Consider the following 14,530-nt stretch of genomic DNA (forward strand, 5'->3'; position numbering starts at 1 on the left):
GTCAGCGGCCCCGCTGCAGGGTCCCGCCGCGAGCTCGCGAGTGGTGGGGGGCAGCGGGGTCCTTTCTGCGCTCCAGCCCGCGCTCCTCCGTGGGCGCGGCCGGCTCGGTGGGCCCCTGCGCCAGCCGGCCCGGCCACCAGACCTTGTCGCCGATCAGGTGCACGGCCGAGGGCACGAGCAGGGTCCGGACGACGAAGGTGTCGAGCAGGACGCCGAAGCCGACGAGGAACCCGAGCTGGATGAGGATGACCAGCGGCAGCACGGTCAGCGCCCCGAAGGTGGCCGCGAGCACCAGCCCGGCGCTGGTGATCACCCCGCCGGTGACCGCCAGCGACCGCAGGACGCCGGCCCGCGCCCCGTGCCGAGTCGACTCCTCCCGGGCCCGGGTCATGAGGAAGATGTTGTAGTCGATCCCCAAGGCCACGAGGAAGACGAACCCGATGAGCAGCACCTGCGGATCGCTGCCCGGGAAGTCGAAGAGGTGCTTGAAGACCAGCGCGGCGACGCCGACGGTCGCGGCGGTGCTCAGCGCGGTCGTGCCCACCAGCAGCAGCGGCGCCACGACCGCCCGCAGCAGCATCGCGAGCACGACGGTGATCACCAGCAGGACCAGCGGCACGATCACTGCGAGGTCGCGGGCGGCGGTCTGCTGGGTGTCCAGGTCCTGGGCGGTCGAGCCGCCGACGAGGGCGTCGGGGTCGACGTCGAGCACCGCCGTCCGCAGGTCGGCCACGGTGCTCTGCGCGGCCTCGCTGTCCGGGGCGTCGGCCAGCGTGGCGTCGATGCGGACCAGTCCGTCCGCCACGACCGGCTCGGCGTTCCCCGCTCCGGGCGGGCCCCCACCGGTGAAGGGCGCCACCCCGGCGACGCCGTCGACCTGCGACGCGGCGTCGGCGACGTCCTGCCAGCCGTCGGCGGGAGTGATGATCACCGCCGGGCTGGCGCCGCCGGCCTGGTAGTGCCGGGCCAGCGCCTCCTGTCCCGCACCGGACTCGGAGCCACCACGGACCGCCTCCGACAGGGGGATGCCGTCGGCGTCGAAGGTGGGGAGGAAGAGCGCCATGACCACTAGGAGGGCGCCGCTGCCGAGCAGGTACCGGCCGGGACGGCGCCCGACCGAGGCGGACACCCGCTCCCAGCCCTTGCCGTGCGCGTGCTCCTCGCCGTACTTCGGGCGGAACGGCCAGAACGCCGCGCGGCCGAAGAGGACCAGCACCGCGGGCAGGAAGGTGAGCGCGGCGAGCATGGCGAAGGCGATGCAGACTGCGGAGATCGGGCCGAGCGCGCGGTTGGAGCCGAGGTCGGAGAAGAGCAGGCAGAGGACGCCGAGGATCACCGTCCCGCCGGAGGCGAGGATCGGCTCCCACGACTGCCGGAGCGCCACCTTCATCGCGGCGACGGGGGACCGCTCGCGGCGCAGCTCCTCCCGGTAGCGGGCGACCAGCAGCAGGCCGTAGTCGGTGGCCGCGCCGACGACCAGGATCGAGGCGATGCCCTGGCTCTGGCCGTTGACCGTGATCCAGCCCCGGTCGGCCAGGAAGTAGGCGACGGCGAGGGAGACGACCAGCGCGAGGCCGGCGGTGCCGATGACCAGCAGCGGCAGCAGCGGGCTGCGGTAGACGACCAGCAGGATGAGCAGGACGACGCCGAACGCGGCGAGCAGCAGCAGGCCGTCGATGCCGGAGAAGCCCTCGGCGAAGTCGGAGAAGATCGCGCCCGGGCCGGTGACGTACGCCGTGGTGCCGTCGATGCCCGGCAGATCGCGCAGGTCGGCAATGACCTGCCCCAGCGCGTCGCCCAGGTCCGGGTCGAACGGCAGCACCGCCTGCACCGCTTCGCCGTCCTCCGACGGGATCGGCGGCGACGGCTCGCCGGCCAGCGCGCCGGCGTCCTCGGCGAGGGCGGCCGCCTCCTCGACCCGCTCCTGCGCCTCGGTCAGCGCGGCGGGGTCGAGCGCGCCGTCCTCGCTCTCCCAGAGCAGGATCACCGGCAGCGTGCGCTCGGTGCGGAACCGCTGCTGCAGCTCGGTCACCCGGGTGGACTCGGCGCTGTCGGGGAGGAAGGCGGCGGAGTCGTTCTCCGAGACCTCCCCGAGCTTGCCGCTGAACGAGCCGAGGGGTCCGGCCAGCCCGAGCCACAGCAGGGCGACGACGGCAGGCAGGATCCAGCGGAGGACGGGGGTGCGGCGCGGCATCGCATTTCCTTGATGGTCGATCATCTCGGTGATCGAGAGATTAGGGCGGTCTCGTGCCGCGCGCGAACGGAGGTGTGGTGGCCGAGGTCGATCCCGCGCGGCAGGAGCTGGCGCTGCTCCTCCGCCGGCTGACCGTGGAGCTGGATGCGGTCGGGCAGCGGTTCGCCGGGTTGCACGGGCTGGGGCGCACCGACGTCCGGGCGCTGGTGGCGGTGATGGACGCCGCCCGCCGCGGTGAGGCGCTCACCGCGGGCCGGCTCGGCGCGGCTGTGGAGCTGAGCTCGGCGTCGGTGACCGCGCTGGTCGACCGGCTGGAGCGCGCCGGCCACCTGCGCCGGGTGCGGGACGACGCCGATCGCCGCCGGGTGACGCTGGAGATGTCATCGGAGGCGATGGCCGCCGGGGCGGAGTTCTTCGGCGGGCTGCAGCGGGACCTGCTGGCGGCGATGGAGGGCTACTCCGACGCCGAGCTCGCCGTCGTCCACCGGTTCCTGACCGACATGACCGGGGTGATCGAGCAGCACGCCCGCACCCCGGAGCCCGATCCACCCGCCTGAGCCGCGGGCGCGGAGGGGCCGATCAGGCGGTCGGGGTGACCGAGCCCCGGCGGGCGACCAGCGGGATGCCGACGAGGGCCGCCAGTGCTGCGGCGACCAGCGCGTAGAAGGCGCCGATCGTCGGCTCGATGGGGACGGCGAGCAGCAGCGCCGTGGCCAGCAGCACCGTGTTCAGCGCGACGAGGACGGCGTACGCCACCCGGCTGCTCCCCGCCGCCAGGACGCCCAGGACCGCGAGCGCGACGAGCCAGCCGCCCGGGACGGTCCCCGGGTCACCCGGCTGCGCGGCGAGGACCGCCGAGGCGGCGACGAACAGTGCCCAGACGCCGACGGCGAGGGCCTGCGGCCGCACGCTGTTGATCATGCGAGCATGGTGGCGGGCCACCGCACCGGTGGCAAGCCGCGCCCGTCAGAGGTAGAGGCCGGTGCTCTCTTCGATGCGCTCGGCGGCGACGGCGTGCACGTCGCGCTCGCGCAGGATGATCAGGTCCTCGCCGTGCACCTCGACCTCGTGCTGGTCCTCGGGGGAGAAGAGCACCTGGTCGCCGATCTTGACCTGGCGCACGCTCGGGCCGACGCCCTTGGCCTCGCCCCACACCAGCCGCTTGGCGACCTGCGCGGTGGCCGGGATGAGGATGCCGCCGGTGGAGCGCCGCTCGCCGTCCTCCCGGCGCAGCGACACCAGGATGCGGTCGTGCAGCATCTTGATCGGCAACCGGCCGGCGCTGTTCTCGGGCACGTCGTCCCACGCTACTAGGGCCCTCGGAGCGGCCGAGTGCTGACTTGTGGTCGGTCTGCCCGGCGTGTCCGCCCGTGTCGGCGGAAACGACTGCGCACTCGGCTGTCGGTGCCGCACCGACCACCCGGCGCTTCGTGCACGAGACGCCGGGGTCAGCCCCAGCCGAGCTCGTGCAGGCGGTCCTCCTCGATGCCGAAGTGGTGCGCGATCTCGTGGACGACGGTGATCGTGACCTCCTCGACGACCTCCTCCTCGGTCTCGCAGATGTCGCAGATCGCCTCGCGGTAGATCATGATCCGGTCCGGCAGCGAGCCGCCGTAGTCCCAGCCGCGCTCGGTCAGCGCGTACCCCTCGTAGAGCCCGAGCAGCTCCGGCTCGTCGGGGTTCCGGTCCTCCACCAGGACGACGACGTTGTCCAGCAGCCCCATCAGCTCGGGCGGCACCTGGTCGAGGGCGTCGGCGACCAGCTCCTCGAAGACGGGGAGCGGGAGCGCCTTCACCAGGACGTCGGCAGCGGCCGGCCCTCCTCGTAGCCGGCCGAGCTCTGCACCCCCAGCACCGCCCGCTCGTGCAGCTCGTCCACGGTCCGCGCGCCCGCGTAGGTGCACGACGACCGCACGCCGGCCACGATCTGGTCGATCAGGTCCTCGACGCCGGGGCGGGCCGGGTCCAGGTACATCCGGGACGAGGAGATGCCCTCCTCGAAGAGGCCGGCCCGCGCCCGCTCGAACCCGGTCTGGGTCGCCGTCCGGGCCTTGACCGCGCGCGCCGACGCCATGCCGAACGACTCCTTGTACAGCCGGCCGCCGTCCTCGTGCACGTCACCGGCCGACTCGTAGGTGCCGGCGAACCAGGAGCCCACCATCACGTTCGCCGCGCCCGCGGCCAGCGCGAGCGCGATGTCGCGGGGGTGCCGCACGCCGCCGTCGGCCCACACGTGCTTGCCCAGCGAACGGGCCTCCGCGGCGCACTCCTCGACGGCGGAGAACTGCGGCCGCCCGACGCCGGTCATCATCCGGGTGGTGCACATCGCGCCCGGGCCCACGCCGACCTTGACGACGTCGGCGCCGGCCTCGATCAGGTCGCGCGTGCCCTGCGCCGTCACCACGTTGCCGGCGACCACCGGCACGGAGCCGGCCACCGAGCGCGCCGCGCGGACCGCCTCGATCGCCTTCTCCTGGTGCCCGTGCGCCGTGTCGACGACCAGCACGTCCACCCCGGCGGCCAGCAAGGCCGCCGCCTTGCCAGCGACGTCGCCGTTGATGCCCACGGCGGCCGAGGTGAGCAGGTGGCCCTCGGTGTTCACCGCCGGCGTGTAGATCGCCGACCGGAGCGCGCCCTTCTTCGTGATGACGCCGACCAGCCGGTCGCCGTCCACCACGGGAGCCGCGCTCACCCGCTCACCGGAGAGCACGTCGAAGATCTTCGGCAGGTCCGTGCCGGCGGGGATGGTGAGCGGCTCGCGGGTCATCACCTCGGCGAGCTGGGTGAACCGGTCGACGCCCTGGCACTGGCCATCGGTGACGACGCCGACGGGGGAGCCGTCCTCGACCACCACGACGATCCCGTGCGCGCGCTTGGTGAGCAGCGACAGCGCCTCGCCCACGGTCGAGGTGGGGGAGAGGGTGATCGGGGTGTCGTAGACCGGGTGCCGGGTCTTCACCCAGGAGACGACCTCGGTGACGACGTCGACCGGGATGTCCTGCGGCAGCACCGCCAACCCGCCCCGGCGGGCGGTGGTCTCGGCCATCCGCCGTCCCGAGATCGCGGTCATGTTGGCGACGACGATCGGGATGGTCGTGCCCACGCGGTCCGGCGTGGTCAGGTCGACCTCGAGCCGCGAGCCGACCGTCGAGTGGTTGGGCACCATGAAGACGTCGGAGTAGGTGAGGTCGTGCGAGGGCCGCTGCAGGAAGCGCATTGCCCCAGTGTCCCGTACCTCGCCGGACCGTGACGACCGCGCCGAACCATGCGAACTCGTGGCCATCAGCGGCTGATCGCCACGACATCGCACGGTTCGGCGGGCCACCGCGCTCTGGTGGCCACGTCGTCGGAAGCCCTCCGGGCTCCGCGCCGCCGTCGGCCCCTCGCAGGGCGGCTCACCTACTGTTGTCCCGTGATCGACCTGCGACTCGTGCGTGAGCACCCCGACGTCGTCCGTGCCAGCCAGCGTGCCCGGGGCGCCGACGAGTCCCTGGTCGACCGGCTGCTCGCCGCCGACGCCGCCCGCCGCGACGCGGTGAAGCGGGCCGACGACCTGCGCGCCGAGCAGAAGAGCGCTTCCCAGGCGGTGAAGAAGGCGAGCCCCGAGGAGCGCCCGGCCGTCCTGGAGCGGGCCAAGGCGCTGGCCGCCGAGGTCAAGGAGGCAGAGGAGCAGCAGCGCGCCGCCGACGCCGCGCTGCGCGAGGTCCACCTGCGCATCCCCAACGTGGTCGCCGACGACGTCCCGCCCGGCGGTGAGGACGACGCGGTCACCCTGCGCACCGTCGGCGAGGTGCCCACCTACGACTTCGAGGTGCGCGACCACATCGAGATCGGCGAGGCCCTCGGCGCCATCGACATGGAGCGCGGCGCCAAGGTCTCCGGCTCCCGCTTCTACTTCCTCACCGGCCCCGGCGCGCTGCTGGAGTTCGCGCTGGCCCAGCTGGCGATCAGTCGGGCGGTGGCGGCCGGGTTCACCCCGGTGGTCGCCCCGGCCCTGGTCAAGCCGAGCGCCATGGAGGGCACCGGCTTCCTCGGCGAGCACGACGAGGAGGTGTACCGCATCGAGCGCGACGACCTGTACCTCGTCGGCACCTCCGAGGTGGCGCTGGCCGGCATGCACGCCGGTGAGGTGCTCGACCTCGCGCAGGGCCCGAAGCGCTACGCCGGGTGGTCCTCCTGCTTCCGCCGCGAGGCAGGCTCCTACGGCAAGGACACCCGCGGCATCATCCGGGTGCACTGGTTCGACAAGGTCGAGATGTTCAGCTTCTGCCGGCCGGAGGACGCCGCCGCCGAGCACCTGCGGCTGCTCGCGTGGGAGGAGGAGTTCCTCCAGGCCCTGGAGCTGCCCTACCGCGTCGTCGACATCGCCGCCGGCGACCTGGGCACCAGCGCCACGCGCAAGTACGACATCGAGGCGTGGTTCCCCACCCAGGGCACGTACCGGGAGCTCACCAGCACCTCGGACTGCACCACCTTCCAGGCCCGCCGGCTGACCATCCGGTACCGGGACGAGGACGGGAAGAACCAGACCGCGGCCACGCTGAACGGCACGCTCTGCGCCATCGCCCGCACCATCGCCTGCCTGCTCGAGGTGCACCAGCGGGCCGACGGCTCGGTGCACGTGCCGGTGGCGCTGCGACCGTGGCTGGGGGGCGTCGAGGCGCTGACCCCCGGCATGACCCTGGCGGCCCCCGTCCCGCCGCCCGCGGCATGAGCGATTCCGCGCCGAAGGCTCTGCAGGCCTACGGCGTCCTGCCCGGCGCCGACCAGGTCGTGGAACTCGGGAACCTCGGCCCGTGGCGGCCCAAGCTGGTCGCCACCGACCTCGACGGCACCCTCCTCGACGACGCCGGCGAGGTCAGCCCGCGCACCCGGGCGGCGGTGACCGCCTGCTGGGACGCCGGCATCCCGGTGGTCGGCGTCACCGGCCGCGGCCCCCGGCTGCTGGAGAGCGTGCGCGTCGCCCTCGGTGGGCGCGGCATCGCGGTGCTGGCGCAGGGCGGTTTCGTCGTCGACCTGGAACGCGACGAGGTGCTGCGCACAGTCGCCCTTCCGCGGAGCCAGGCGGCCGCGGTCATCGAGCGGATCGAGGCGGTGGCCGGGGACCTCGTGCTGGCGGTGGAGGACGCCGCCCATCAGAGCGAGGCGCGCGGCGCGTTGCGGGTGCAGCACGGCTTCGACTGGCCCTACCCGGAGGACGCCGAGCTCGTGGCCAAGGACGAGGTGCTGCCGGCCGAGGCCGTGCTCAAGGTCTTCCTGCGCTCGCCCACGATCGGCCAGGACGAGCTGCTCGCGCTCGCCCGCTCCGTCGTCGACCCGGCCGACGCCGAGCTGACCCACGCCGGCCTCGGGTTCATCGAGGTGCTGCCGCCGGGGATCACCAAGGCCACCGGCCTGGCCGTCGCCCTCGAGCGCTTCGGCGTCGACCTCGCCGACGTCCTCGTGTTCGGCGACATGCCCAACGACCTGCCGATGCTGACCGCGGTCGCGGAGGCCGGGGGCCGGGCCGTCGCCGTCGCCAACGCGCACCCGGCGGTTCGTGCCGTCACCACCCACGTGACCAGCGGCCACCGCGCCGACGGGGTCGCCCGGTACCTGGAGGCGGTGCTCGATGGCTGACTGGCGTCCCCGCCTGATCGCCAGCGACATGGACGGCACGCTCCTGCGCTGGGACGACACGGTCAGCGAGGCGACCGTCGCCGAGCTGGAGCGCTGGCGGGCCGACGGCGTCCCGGTCGTGCTGGCCACCGGCCGCCCGCCGCGGTGGATGCGCCGGATCCGCGAGGTGCTCGGCTACGGGACGGCGGTGTGCTGCAACGGCGCCGTGCTCCTGGACCTGGAGAGCTTCGAGATCCTCCACGAGGAGCCGGTGCACCCCGACGTCCTCCGGTCGGTCACGGCCGAGCTGCGCCGGCGGCAGCCGGACACCTGGTTCGCGGTCGAGTACGGGCTGGAGTTCCGCCACGAGCCGATCTACAAGCCACGGTGGGACGTCGACGCGCCGGGGGTCGCCGAGGCGACGCTGGAGGAGATGCTGGAGCAACCGGTCGCCAAGCTCCTGGCCCGCCACGAGAAGCTGCCGCGCGACGAGTTCGTGGCCCTGGTGGAGGAGGTCATCGGCGGGCGGGCGACGGTCACGTGCTCGTCGACGGATGCCCTCGCGGAGATCTCCGCGACCGGGGTGACGAAGGCGTCGGGCCTGGCCACGGTCGCCGCCCGGCACGGGATCGGCCCCGAGGACGTCGTCGTCTTCGGCGACATGCCCAACGACATCGCCGCCTTCGAGTGGGTGCGCGACGGCGGCGGCCGGGCGGTCGCGATGTCGCATGCGCACCCCGACCTGCTCGCCGTCGCCACCGACGTCACGGGGACCAACGAGGAGGACGGCGTCGCCACCTTCCTGAGGTCGCTCTAGCCGTTCGTGCTCCGCTGGAGTGACTCCAGCCTTGGGTCGGCTCAATCCGGCGCGCGATCTGCCGAAAACCCGGGAAGTCGACCGCCGGTGGAGCGGTTCTGTCCCTCGGGAGGCTCGGCATGGACGCCGCTGTCGCACCAACGGCTCAGCACGGTTCCGACCACGCGGCGGAGGGAGGGCGCGGGCTGTTCCGCCGGGTCGGTCTGCAGGGCCGGCTCCTGCTGGCGATCCTGCTCGTCGCCCTGACCACCCTGGCGGTCGGCGTCATCGGGGCCTCCCGCATGGCGGTGCTCAGCGACCAGGCCGAGCAGATCTACCACGACGGCACGGTGCCGCTGGACGAGATCCGGCTGCTGCAGTCGGCCTGGTGGGAGTACCAGGCGAACTCGGCGCGCACCACGATCCCCGGGCTGCAGCCGGAGGCGGTCGCCCAGTACCAGGCCCGCGCCACCGAGGTGCAGGCCCGGATCCAGGAGCTGACCGGCCTCGTCGACGGTGAGCCGCTGGGTGCCGCGTCGCGCGCGGCCTTCGAGCGCTTCGAGCCCGCGATGACCGACTACTTCACCACGCTCGGCGAGATCATCGCTGCCCTCGAGAGCGGTGACCCGGCCCAGCTGGCGCAGCTGGAGACCGCCGGCGCCGAGCTCGACGCCGCCGAGATCGAGGCGATCGCCGCCCTCACCGAGGCCGCCGACGCGCAGTCGGAGTTCGCCGACGCCATCGCGGAGGACGCGAGGAACGCCGCCGAGGCGGCGCGCACGCTGACGTTCCTCGTCATCGGGATCGGCCTCGTCGTGTCGGTCGGGCTGGCCGTTCTGGTGGCCCGCAGCATCAACCGCCCGGTGCAGCGGATCAGCGAGGTGCTCGACCGGGTGGCCGACGGCGACCTCAGCGTCCGGGTGGGCCCGACCGGCGGCGCCGAGCTGGCCCGCGTCTCGGCCTCGGTCGACCGGACCCTCGACTCGATCGGCGGGGTGCTGCGGCTGGTGGGCGACTCCGCGAACCGACTGGCCGACGCCTCGCAGAAGCTCGACGGCGCCGCCGAGGGCATCGCCGCCAACGCCCGGGCGGCGGCCGGCCAGGCCGATGAGGTGGTGACCTCCGCGGGTGCGGTGGCCTCGAGCGTGGACACGGTGGCGACGGGGTCGTCGCAGATGGAGTCGGCGATCCGGGAGATCGCGCACAACGCGACCGAGGCGGCCCGGGTGGCGGGTCAGGCGGTGACGGTGGCGGAGACGACGACGAAGACCGTGGGGAAGCTGGGTGACTCCTCGCAGGAGATCGCCACGGTGATCAAGCTGATCAACGGGATCGCGGAGCAGACGAACCTGCTGGCGCTGAACGCCACGATCGAGGCCGCGCGCGCCGGTGAGGCGGGCAAGGGGTTCGCGGTGGTGGCCAGCGAGGTGAAGGAGCTGGCGCAGGAGACGGCGCGGGCGACCGAGGACATCTCCAAGCGGGTGGAGGCGATCCAGGGTGACACCGCGGGTGCGGTGGATGCGATCGGCAAGATCAGTGCGGTGATCGGGGAGATCAACGACTTCCAGGCGACGATCGCTGCGGCGGTGGAGGAGCAGACGGCGACGACGAACGAGATGAACCGCAACGTGGCCGAGGCGGCGAGTGGTTCGCAGGACATCGCCGCGGCGATCTCGGGGCTGGCCGCGGGGACGCAGGAGACCAACCAGCGGGTCGAGGACGCGCAGCGGGCCGCCGCGGAGCTGGCCCGGATGAGCGGGGAGCTGCAGGAGGCGGTCGCCCGCTTCACCGTCTGAACCAACCCGGCACGCCCGACGGCGCCGTCCCCCGACCCGGGGGCGGCGCCGTCGCGCGTCCCGCGCACCCCTACCGGTGGAGCCGTTCCACGACTGGGGTGAACTCCACCGTTCGGCCTGCCGATGAGCAGGACGACGGTCCTCTCGGACCGACCGACTTCCAGGAGAGCGAGCAGGCATGGAGCGCGTGCAGGACCCCGACACCGCGGCGAACACGGCGCGGGACGACCAGCAGCCCCGGGGGCTGTCCGGCATCGGGCTGCGCGGCCGCCTGCTGGGCTCGATCCTCGTCGTCGCGCTGACCACCGTGGGGGTGGGCGCCTTCGGCATCGACCGGATGTCCACCCTCAGTGACCAGTCCAAGCAGGTCTACGACAACGGCGCCGTCCCGCTCCACGGGCTGCAGGAGCTCGAGAGCGACTGGTGGCGTCTGTCGACCAATGTTGCGCGGGCCTCCATCCCCACGCTGCCCCCCGAGACGATCGCCAAGGCGCAGCGGGGCACCGCGGCCTCCAGCGAGTCGCTCGCCGAGCACATCGCCGCGGTGGGTGAGATGCCCCTGGACGCGGCGGCCCGGGCGGCGTACGAGACGTTCGCGACGGCGACCCAGAACTACCTCGCGGCCCTCGCCCAGCTCCAGGCGGTCAGCGGGACCGACCCCGCTGCGATGCCGGGGCTGCTGCAGACCATGGCCGAGAACGAGACCATCATCGAGGAGTCGCTGATCGAGGCGACCGACGCCGCGGCCGCATCTGCGGTGGCGACGGCGGAGGACGCCAAGGACGCTTACGAGACGGCGCGGACGCTCACCCTGCTGATCATCGCCGCCGGCCTGCTGGTCGCCGTGGTCCTGGCGATGGTGGTCGCTCGCGGCGTGACCCGGCCCGTGCAGCGGATCCGCGAGGTGCTCGCGCAGGTGGCCGCTGGTGACCTGACGGTGCGGGCGGGTCGTACCGGTGGCGCCGAGCTGGGCGAGATGGCGGCGTCGCTCGACCACACGCTGGACTCGATCGGCAACGTCCTGCTGCTGGTCAACGACTCCTCCACCCGCCTGGCCACGGCCTCCCACCAGCTCAGCGGCGCCGCCGAGGGCATGCGGGAGAACGCCCGCCTCGCGGCCGGCCAGGCCGATGAGGTGGTGACCTCCGCGGGTGCGGTGGCCTCGAGCGTGGACACGGTGGCGACGGGGTCGTCGCAGATGGAGTCGGCGATCCGGGAGATCGCGCACAACGCGACCGAGGCGGCCCGGGTGGCGGGTCAGGCGGTGACGGTGGCGGAGACGACGACGAAGACCGTGGGGAAGCTGGGTGACTCCTCGCAGGAGATCGCCACGGTGATCAAGCTGATCAACGGGATCGCGGAGCAGACGAACCTGCTGGCGCTGAACGCCACGATCGAGGCCGCGCGCGCCGGTGAGGCGGGCAAGGGGTTCGCGGTGGTGGCCAGCGAGGTGAAGGAGCTGGCGCAGGAGACGGCGCGGGCGACCGAGGACATCTCCAAGCGGGTGGAGGCGATCCAGGGTGACACCGCGGGTGCGGTGGATGCGATCGGCAAGATCAGTGCGGTGATCGGGGAGATCAACGACTTCCAGGCGACGATCGCTGCGGCGGTGGAGGAGCAGACGGCGACGACGAACGAGATGAACCGCAACGTGGCCGAGGCGGCGAGTGGTTCGCAGGACATCGCCGCGGCGATCTCGGGGCTGGCCGCGGGGACGCAGGAGACCAACCAGCGGGTCGAGGACGCGCAGCGGGCCGCCGCGGAGCTGGCCCGGATGAGCGGGGAGCTGCAGGAGGCGGTCGCCCGCTTCACCGTCTGAACCAACCCGGCACGCCCGACGGCGCCGTCCCCCGACCCGGGGGCGGCGCCGTCGCGCGTCCGGCTCAGGTGAGCACGTTGTAGGCGATCACCATGTTCACGACGGCGGCGACGACCGCCACCGCACCGAGCACCAGACCGGCGGTGGCCTGGCCGGTGCGGGTGCTGTTGCGCCGGGCGGCGACGCCCAGGCCCACGCTCACGACGCCCAGGGCCAGGCCGATGATCGCGAACAGGATCGCGAAGACGACGCCGACGGCGCCGGTGACGAGCGAGGCGATCGCCAGGCCGTTCTGGCCGCTGCGCGTGGACGGGCTGCTCGACTGCTGAGTGGTCACGGGATCCTCCCGGGATGGGGCCGGGGCGGTCCCGGCGCCGGACCGTCAGTGAGCGCGGGCCCGCCCCCGGAAACCGCCGGCGACCAGCGTCACCCGGTCAGGGGAACCGGTGGGTTCCGGTCGGATCGCGCGCTACAGGTACTGGCCGCCACCCGGACGGAGGTCCGGCTGGCCCGCCGGGTGCTGCCCGCCGGGAAGGGCCTTCCGCCGGATCTCCTCCAGCTGGGCCCGGGCGGCCATCTGCTGGGCGAAGAGCGCCGTCTGGATGCCGTGGAAGACGCCCTCCAGCCAGCCCACGAGCTGCGCCTGCGCGATCCGGAGCTCGGCGTCCGAGGGCGTCTCGCCCTCGCTGAACGGCAGCGAGATGCGCGCCAGCTCCTCGCGCAGCTCGGGGGCCAGGCCCTGCTCCAGCTCGCGGATCGAGGAGGCGTGGATGTCGCGCAGCCGGTTGCGGCTGGCGTCGTCGAGGGGGGCCGCGCGGACCTCCTCGAGCAGCTGCTTGATCATCGTGCCGATCCGCATGACCTTCGCGGGCTGCTCCACCAGCTCGCCGACGTCCATGCCCCCGTTGCCCTCGTCGTCGGCCCCCTGGGGCATCGGCACGGTGCCGACCGGACGCCCGTCCGGCCCGACCACGACGACCTGCTGGGGGCGCTCGTTGCCGTTCTGCGGTGCAGTCATGCCACCCATCCTGCCCGGTGGCGCGGACGCTCCGCCGGGGGCCGGGAGAGTGCGGGCCGACCGGGGGCAGGAACTAGGGTCGGACCATGGCATCGGGGGGCCGGCTGGACGTCGCTCGGGTCCGCGGTCTCTTCCCCGGTCTGTCCGACGGCTACGTCCACGCCGACGGCCCGGCCGGCTCGCTGGTGCCCGAGAACGTCGCCCACGCGGTCGGCTCCGCGCTGCGCACGCCGATCGCCGAGCGGGGCGGGGTCTTCCCGGCGTCCGGGCGGGCCGAGGCGCTGGTCTCCGGTGCCCGGGCCGCCGTGGCCGACCTGGTCGGCGGCCGGCCCGGCGGCGTCGTCCTCGGGCCGAGCGCGACCGCGCTGACCTATGGCATGGCCCGCGCGCTGGCCCGCACCTGGCGCCCCGGTGACGAGATCGTGCTCAGCCGGCTGGACCACGACGCCAACGTCCGGCCGTGGCTGCAGCTGGCCGCGACCACCGGGGTGCAGGTGCGCTGGGCGGAGGTCGACATCGAGACCGGCGAGCTGCCCGCCTGGCAGTACGCCGACCTGCTCACCCGGCGCACCCGGCTGGTGGCGGTCACCGCCGCCAGCAACGCACTGGGCACCCGGCCCGACGTCGCCGGCATCGCCGCACAGGCGCACGCGGTCGGTGCGCTGGTCTACGTCGACGCCGTCCACGCCGCCCCGCACGTGTTCCTCGACAAGGGCTCGCTCGGTGCGGACTTCCTGGCGGTGTCGGCCTACAAGTGGTGCGGGCCGCACGTCGCTGCTTTGGTGGCCGACCCGGAGCTGCTGGAGTACCTGCGGCCGGACAAGCTGCTGCCCTCGTCGGACCGGGTGCCCGACCGGTTCGAGACGGGGGTGCCGCCGTTCGAGCTGTACGCGGGGGTGAGCGCCGCCGTCGACCACCTGGCCGGGCTCTGCGCCGAGGCGATCGGCAGTCGCCGCGACCGGCTCCGGGCGTCGATGGCCGCCGTCGCCCGGCACGAGGGTGACCTGTTCGACTGGCTGGACCAGGCCTTGCGGGCCATGCGCCACGTTCAGGTCCTCGGCGAGCCCGAGCGGTGCACCCCCACGCTGTCGTTCACCGTCGCCGGCATGCGCCCCCGCCAGGTGGCCGCAGAGCTGGCCCGGGCAGGCATCTGCGCCTGGGACGGTGACTTCTACGCCCGGGAGCTCTTCGACGCCCTCGGGGTGAACGAGAGCGGGGGCGCGGTGCGCCTGGGGCTCATGCACTACAACACCGCCGACGAGGTCGGCCGGATCATCGACGCGGTCGCGGGGCTGCGTCCCCGCTGACG

The 14,530-nt window shown here is 73.6% G+C and carries 14 protein-coding genes; 7 read left to right on the forward strand and 7 right to left on the reverse strand.

From position 1 onward, the window contains the following. Position 1: 1 nt before the first annotated feature. On the reverse strand, positions 2-2,194 hold the full coding sequence (locus ACI79Q_RS10365; protein WP_456614657.1) for an MMPL family transporter: 2,193 nt from the start codon (positions 2,192-2,194) through the stop codon (positions 2-4). Between the two features lie 77 nt (positions 2,195-2,271). Here ACI79Q_RS10365 and ACI79Q_RS10370 point away from each other — a divergent pair, with 77 nt between their 5' ends. Next, a complete protein-coding gene (locus ACI79Q_RS10370) occupies positions 2,272-2,751 on the forward strand; it encodes a MarR family winged helix-turn-helix transcriptional regulator (protein ID WP_456600509.1) in 480 nt (159 codons plus the stop codon). Positions 2,752-2,773: 22 nt separating this feature from the next. Here the strand turns inward: ACI79Q_RS10370 and ACI79Q_RS10375 are convergent, their stop codons facing one another. The 4 genes from ACI79Q_RS10375 to ACI79Q_RS10390 all read right to left on the reverse strand — a co-directional run bounded on the left by ACI79Q_RS10375 (position 2,774) and on the right by ACI79Q_RS10390 (position 5,411). After that, positions 2,774-3,115, reverse strand: a complete 342-nt coding sequence (locus ACI79Q_RS10375) for a hypothetical protein (protein ID WP_456600510.1) — start codon at positions 3,113-3,115, stop codon at positions 2,774-2,776. 45 nt (positions 3,116-3,160) lie between these two features. Continuing rightward, positions 3,161-3,490 carry a GroES family chaperonin gene (locus ACI79Q_RS10380; protein WP_456590298.1) on the reverse strand — a complete coding sequence of 110 codons (330 nt, stop codon included), beginning with the start codon at positions 3,488-3,490 and terminating at the stop codon, positions 3,161-3,163. A gap of 152 nt (positions 3,491-3,642) precedes the next feature. Then, positions 3,643-3,990 (reverse strand): metallopeptidase family protein, encoded by a 348-nt coding sequence (locus ACI79Q_RS10385; RefSeq protein WP_456590299.1) that lies wholly within the window; start codon positions 3,988-3,990, stop codon positions 3,643-3,645. Next, positions 3,987-5,411: a GuaB1 family IMP dehydrogenase-related protein gene (locus ACI79Q_RS10390; protein WP_456614658.1), complete on the reverse strand. Its 1,425-nt coding sequence runs from the start codon at positions 5,409-5,411 to the stop codon at positions 3,987-3,989. Before ACI79Q_RS10390 ends, ACI79Q_RS10385 begins: the two co-directional genes overlap by 4 nt. Positions 5,412-5,606: 195 nt before the next feature. On the opposite strand from ACI79Q_RS10390, the gene serS reads away from it, so the two are divergent. The 5 genes from serS (at position 5,607) to ACI79Q_RS10415 (ending at position 12,203) form a co-directional block, all read left to right on the forward strand. Then, entirely contained in the window at positions 5,607-6,908 is a 1,302-nt protein-coding gene (serS, locus tag ACI79Q_RS10395; protein ID WP_456590301.1) for a serine--tRNA ligase, read from the forward strand. Further along, a complete protein-coding gene (locus ACI79Q_RS10400; protein ID WP_456614659.1) occupies positions 6,905-7,813 on the forward strand; it encodes an HAD family hydrolase in 909 nt (302 codons plus the stop codon). Before serS ends, ACI79Q_RS10400 begins: the two co-directional genes overlap by 4 nt. After that, on the forward strand, positions 7,806-8,609 hold the full coding sequence (locus ACI79Q_RS10405) for an HAD family hydrolase (protein ID WP_456590303.1): 804 nt from the start codon (positions 7,806-7,808) through the stop codon (positions 8,607-8,609). Before ACI79Q_RS10400 ends, ACI79Q_RS10405 begins: the two co-directional genes overlap by 8 nt. 119 nt (positions 8,610-8,728) lie before the next feature. Further along, positions 8,729-10,384, forward strand: coding sequence for a methyl-accepting chemotaxis protein (locus ACI79Q_RS10410; protein ID WP_456590304.1), 1,656 nt, complete (start codon positions 8,729-8,731; stop codon positions 10,382-10,384). Positions 10,385-10,562: 178 nt separating this feature from the next. Then, on the forward strand, positions 10,563-12,203 hold the full coding sequence (locus ACI79Q_RS10415) for a methyl-accepting chemotaxis protein (RefSeq protein ID WP_456614660.1): 1,641 nt from the start codon (positions 10,563-10,565) through the stop codon (positions 12,201-12,203). Positions 12,204-12,267: 64 nt separating this feature from the next. On the opposite strand, the gene ACI79Q_RS10420 is transcribed toward ACI79Q_RS10415, so the two are convergent. Together ACI79Q_RS10420 and ACI79Q_RS10425 are read right to left on the reverse strand one after the other, a co-directional pair. Then, positions 12,268-12,540, reverse strand: a complete 273-nt coding sequence (locus ACI79Q_RS10420; RefSeq protein WP_456590581.1) for a hypothetical protein — start codon at positions 12,538-12,540, stop codon at positions 12,268-12,270. A gap of 132 nt (positions 12,541-12,672) precedes the next feature. Continuing rightward, complete coding sequence (locus ACI79Q_RS10425; RefSeq protein WP_456590582.1) at positions 12,673-13,221, reverse strand: bacterial proteasome activator family protein; 549 nt, start codon at positions 13,219-13,221, stop codon at positions 12,673-12,675. An 86-nt stretch (positions 13,222-13,307) separates the two neighbouring features. Between ACI79Q_RS10425 and ACI79Q_RS10430 the strand changes: the two genes are divergently transcribed. Continuing rightward, positions 13,308-14,528, forward strand: coding sequence for a cysteine desulfurase-like protein (locus ACI79Q_RS10430; RefSeq protein ID WP_456590583.1), 1,221 nt, complete (start codon positions 13,308-13,310; stop codon positions 14,526-14,528). Positions 14,529-14,530 lie beyond the last annotated feature (2 nt).

It is taken from the genome of Blastococcus sp. SYSU DS0828 (genome assembly GCF_054050975.1).

Excerpts from the sequence above, each read along its gene's own strand:
- ACI79Q_RS10365 (WP_456614657.1), bottom strand. The coding sequence starts at position 2,194 with ATGCCGCGCCGCACCCCCGTCCTCCGCTGGATCCTGCCTGCCGTCGTC.
- ACI79Q_RS10415 (WP_456614660.1), top strand. The coding sequence starts at position 10,563 with ATGGAGCGCGTGCAGGACCCCGACACCGCGGCGAACACGGCGCGGGAC.
- ACI79Q_RS10375 (WP_456600510.1), bottom strand. The coding sequence starts at position 3,115 with ATGATCAACAGCGTGCGGCCGCAGGCCCTCGCCGTCGGCGTCTGGGCA.
- ACI79Q_RS10410 (WP_456590304.1), top strand. The coding sequence starts at position 8,729 with ATGGACGCCGCTGTCGCACCAACGGCTCAGCACGGTTCCGACCACGCG.
- ACI79Q_RS10425 (WP_456590582.1), bottom strand. The coding sequence starts at position 13,221 with ATGACTGCACCGCAGAACGGCAACGAGCGCCCCCAGCAGGTCGTCGTG.
- ACI79Q_RS10430 (WP_456590583.1), top strand. The coding sequence starts at position 13,308 with ATGGCATCGGGGGGCCGGCTGGACGTCGCTCGGGTCCGCGGTCTCTTC.
- ACI79Q_RS10400 (WP_456614659.1), top strand. The coding sequence starts at position 6,905 with ATGAGCGATTCCGCGCCGAAGGCTCTGCAGGCCTACGGCGTCCTGCCC.
- ACI79Q_RS10405 (WP_456590303.1), top strand. The coding sequence starts at position 7,806 with ATGGCTGACTGGCGTCCCCGCCTGATCGCCAGCGACATGGACGGCACG.
- ACI79Q_RS10390 (WP_456614658.1), bottom strand. The coding sequence starts at position 5,411 with ATGCGCTTCCTGCAGCGGCCCTCGCACGACCTCACCTACTCCGACGTC.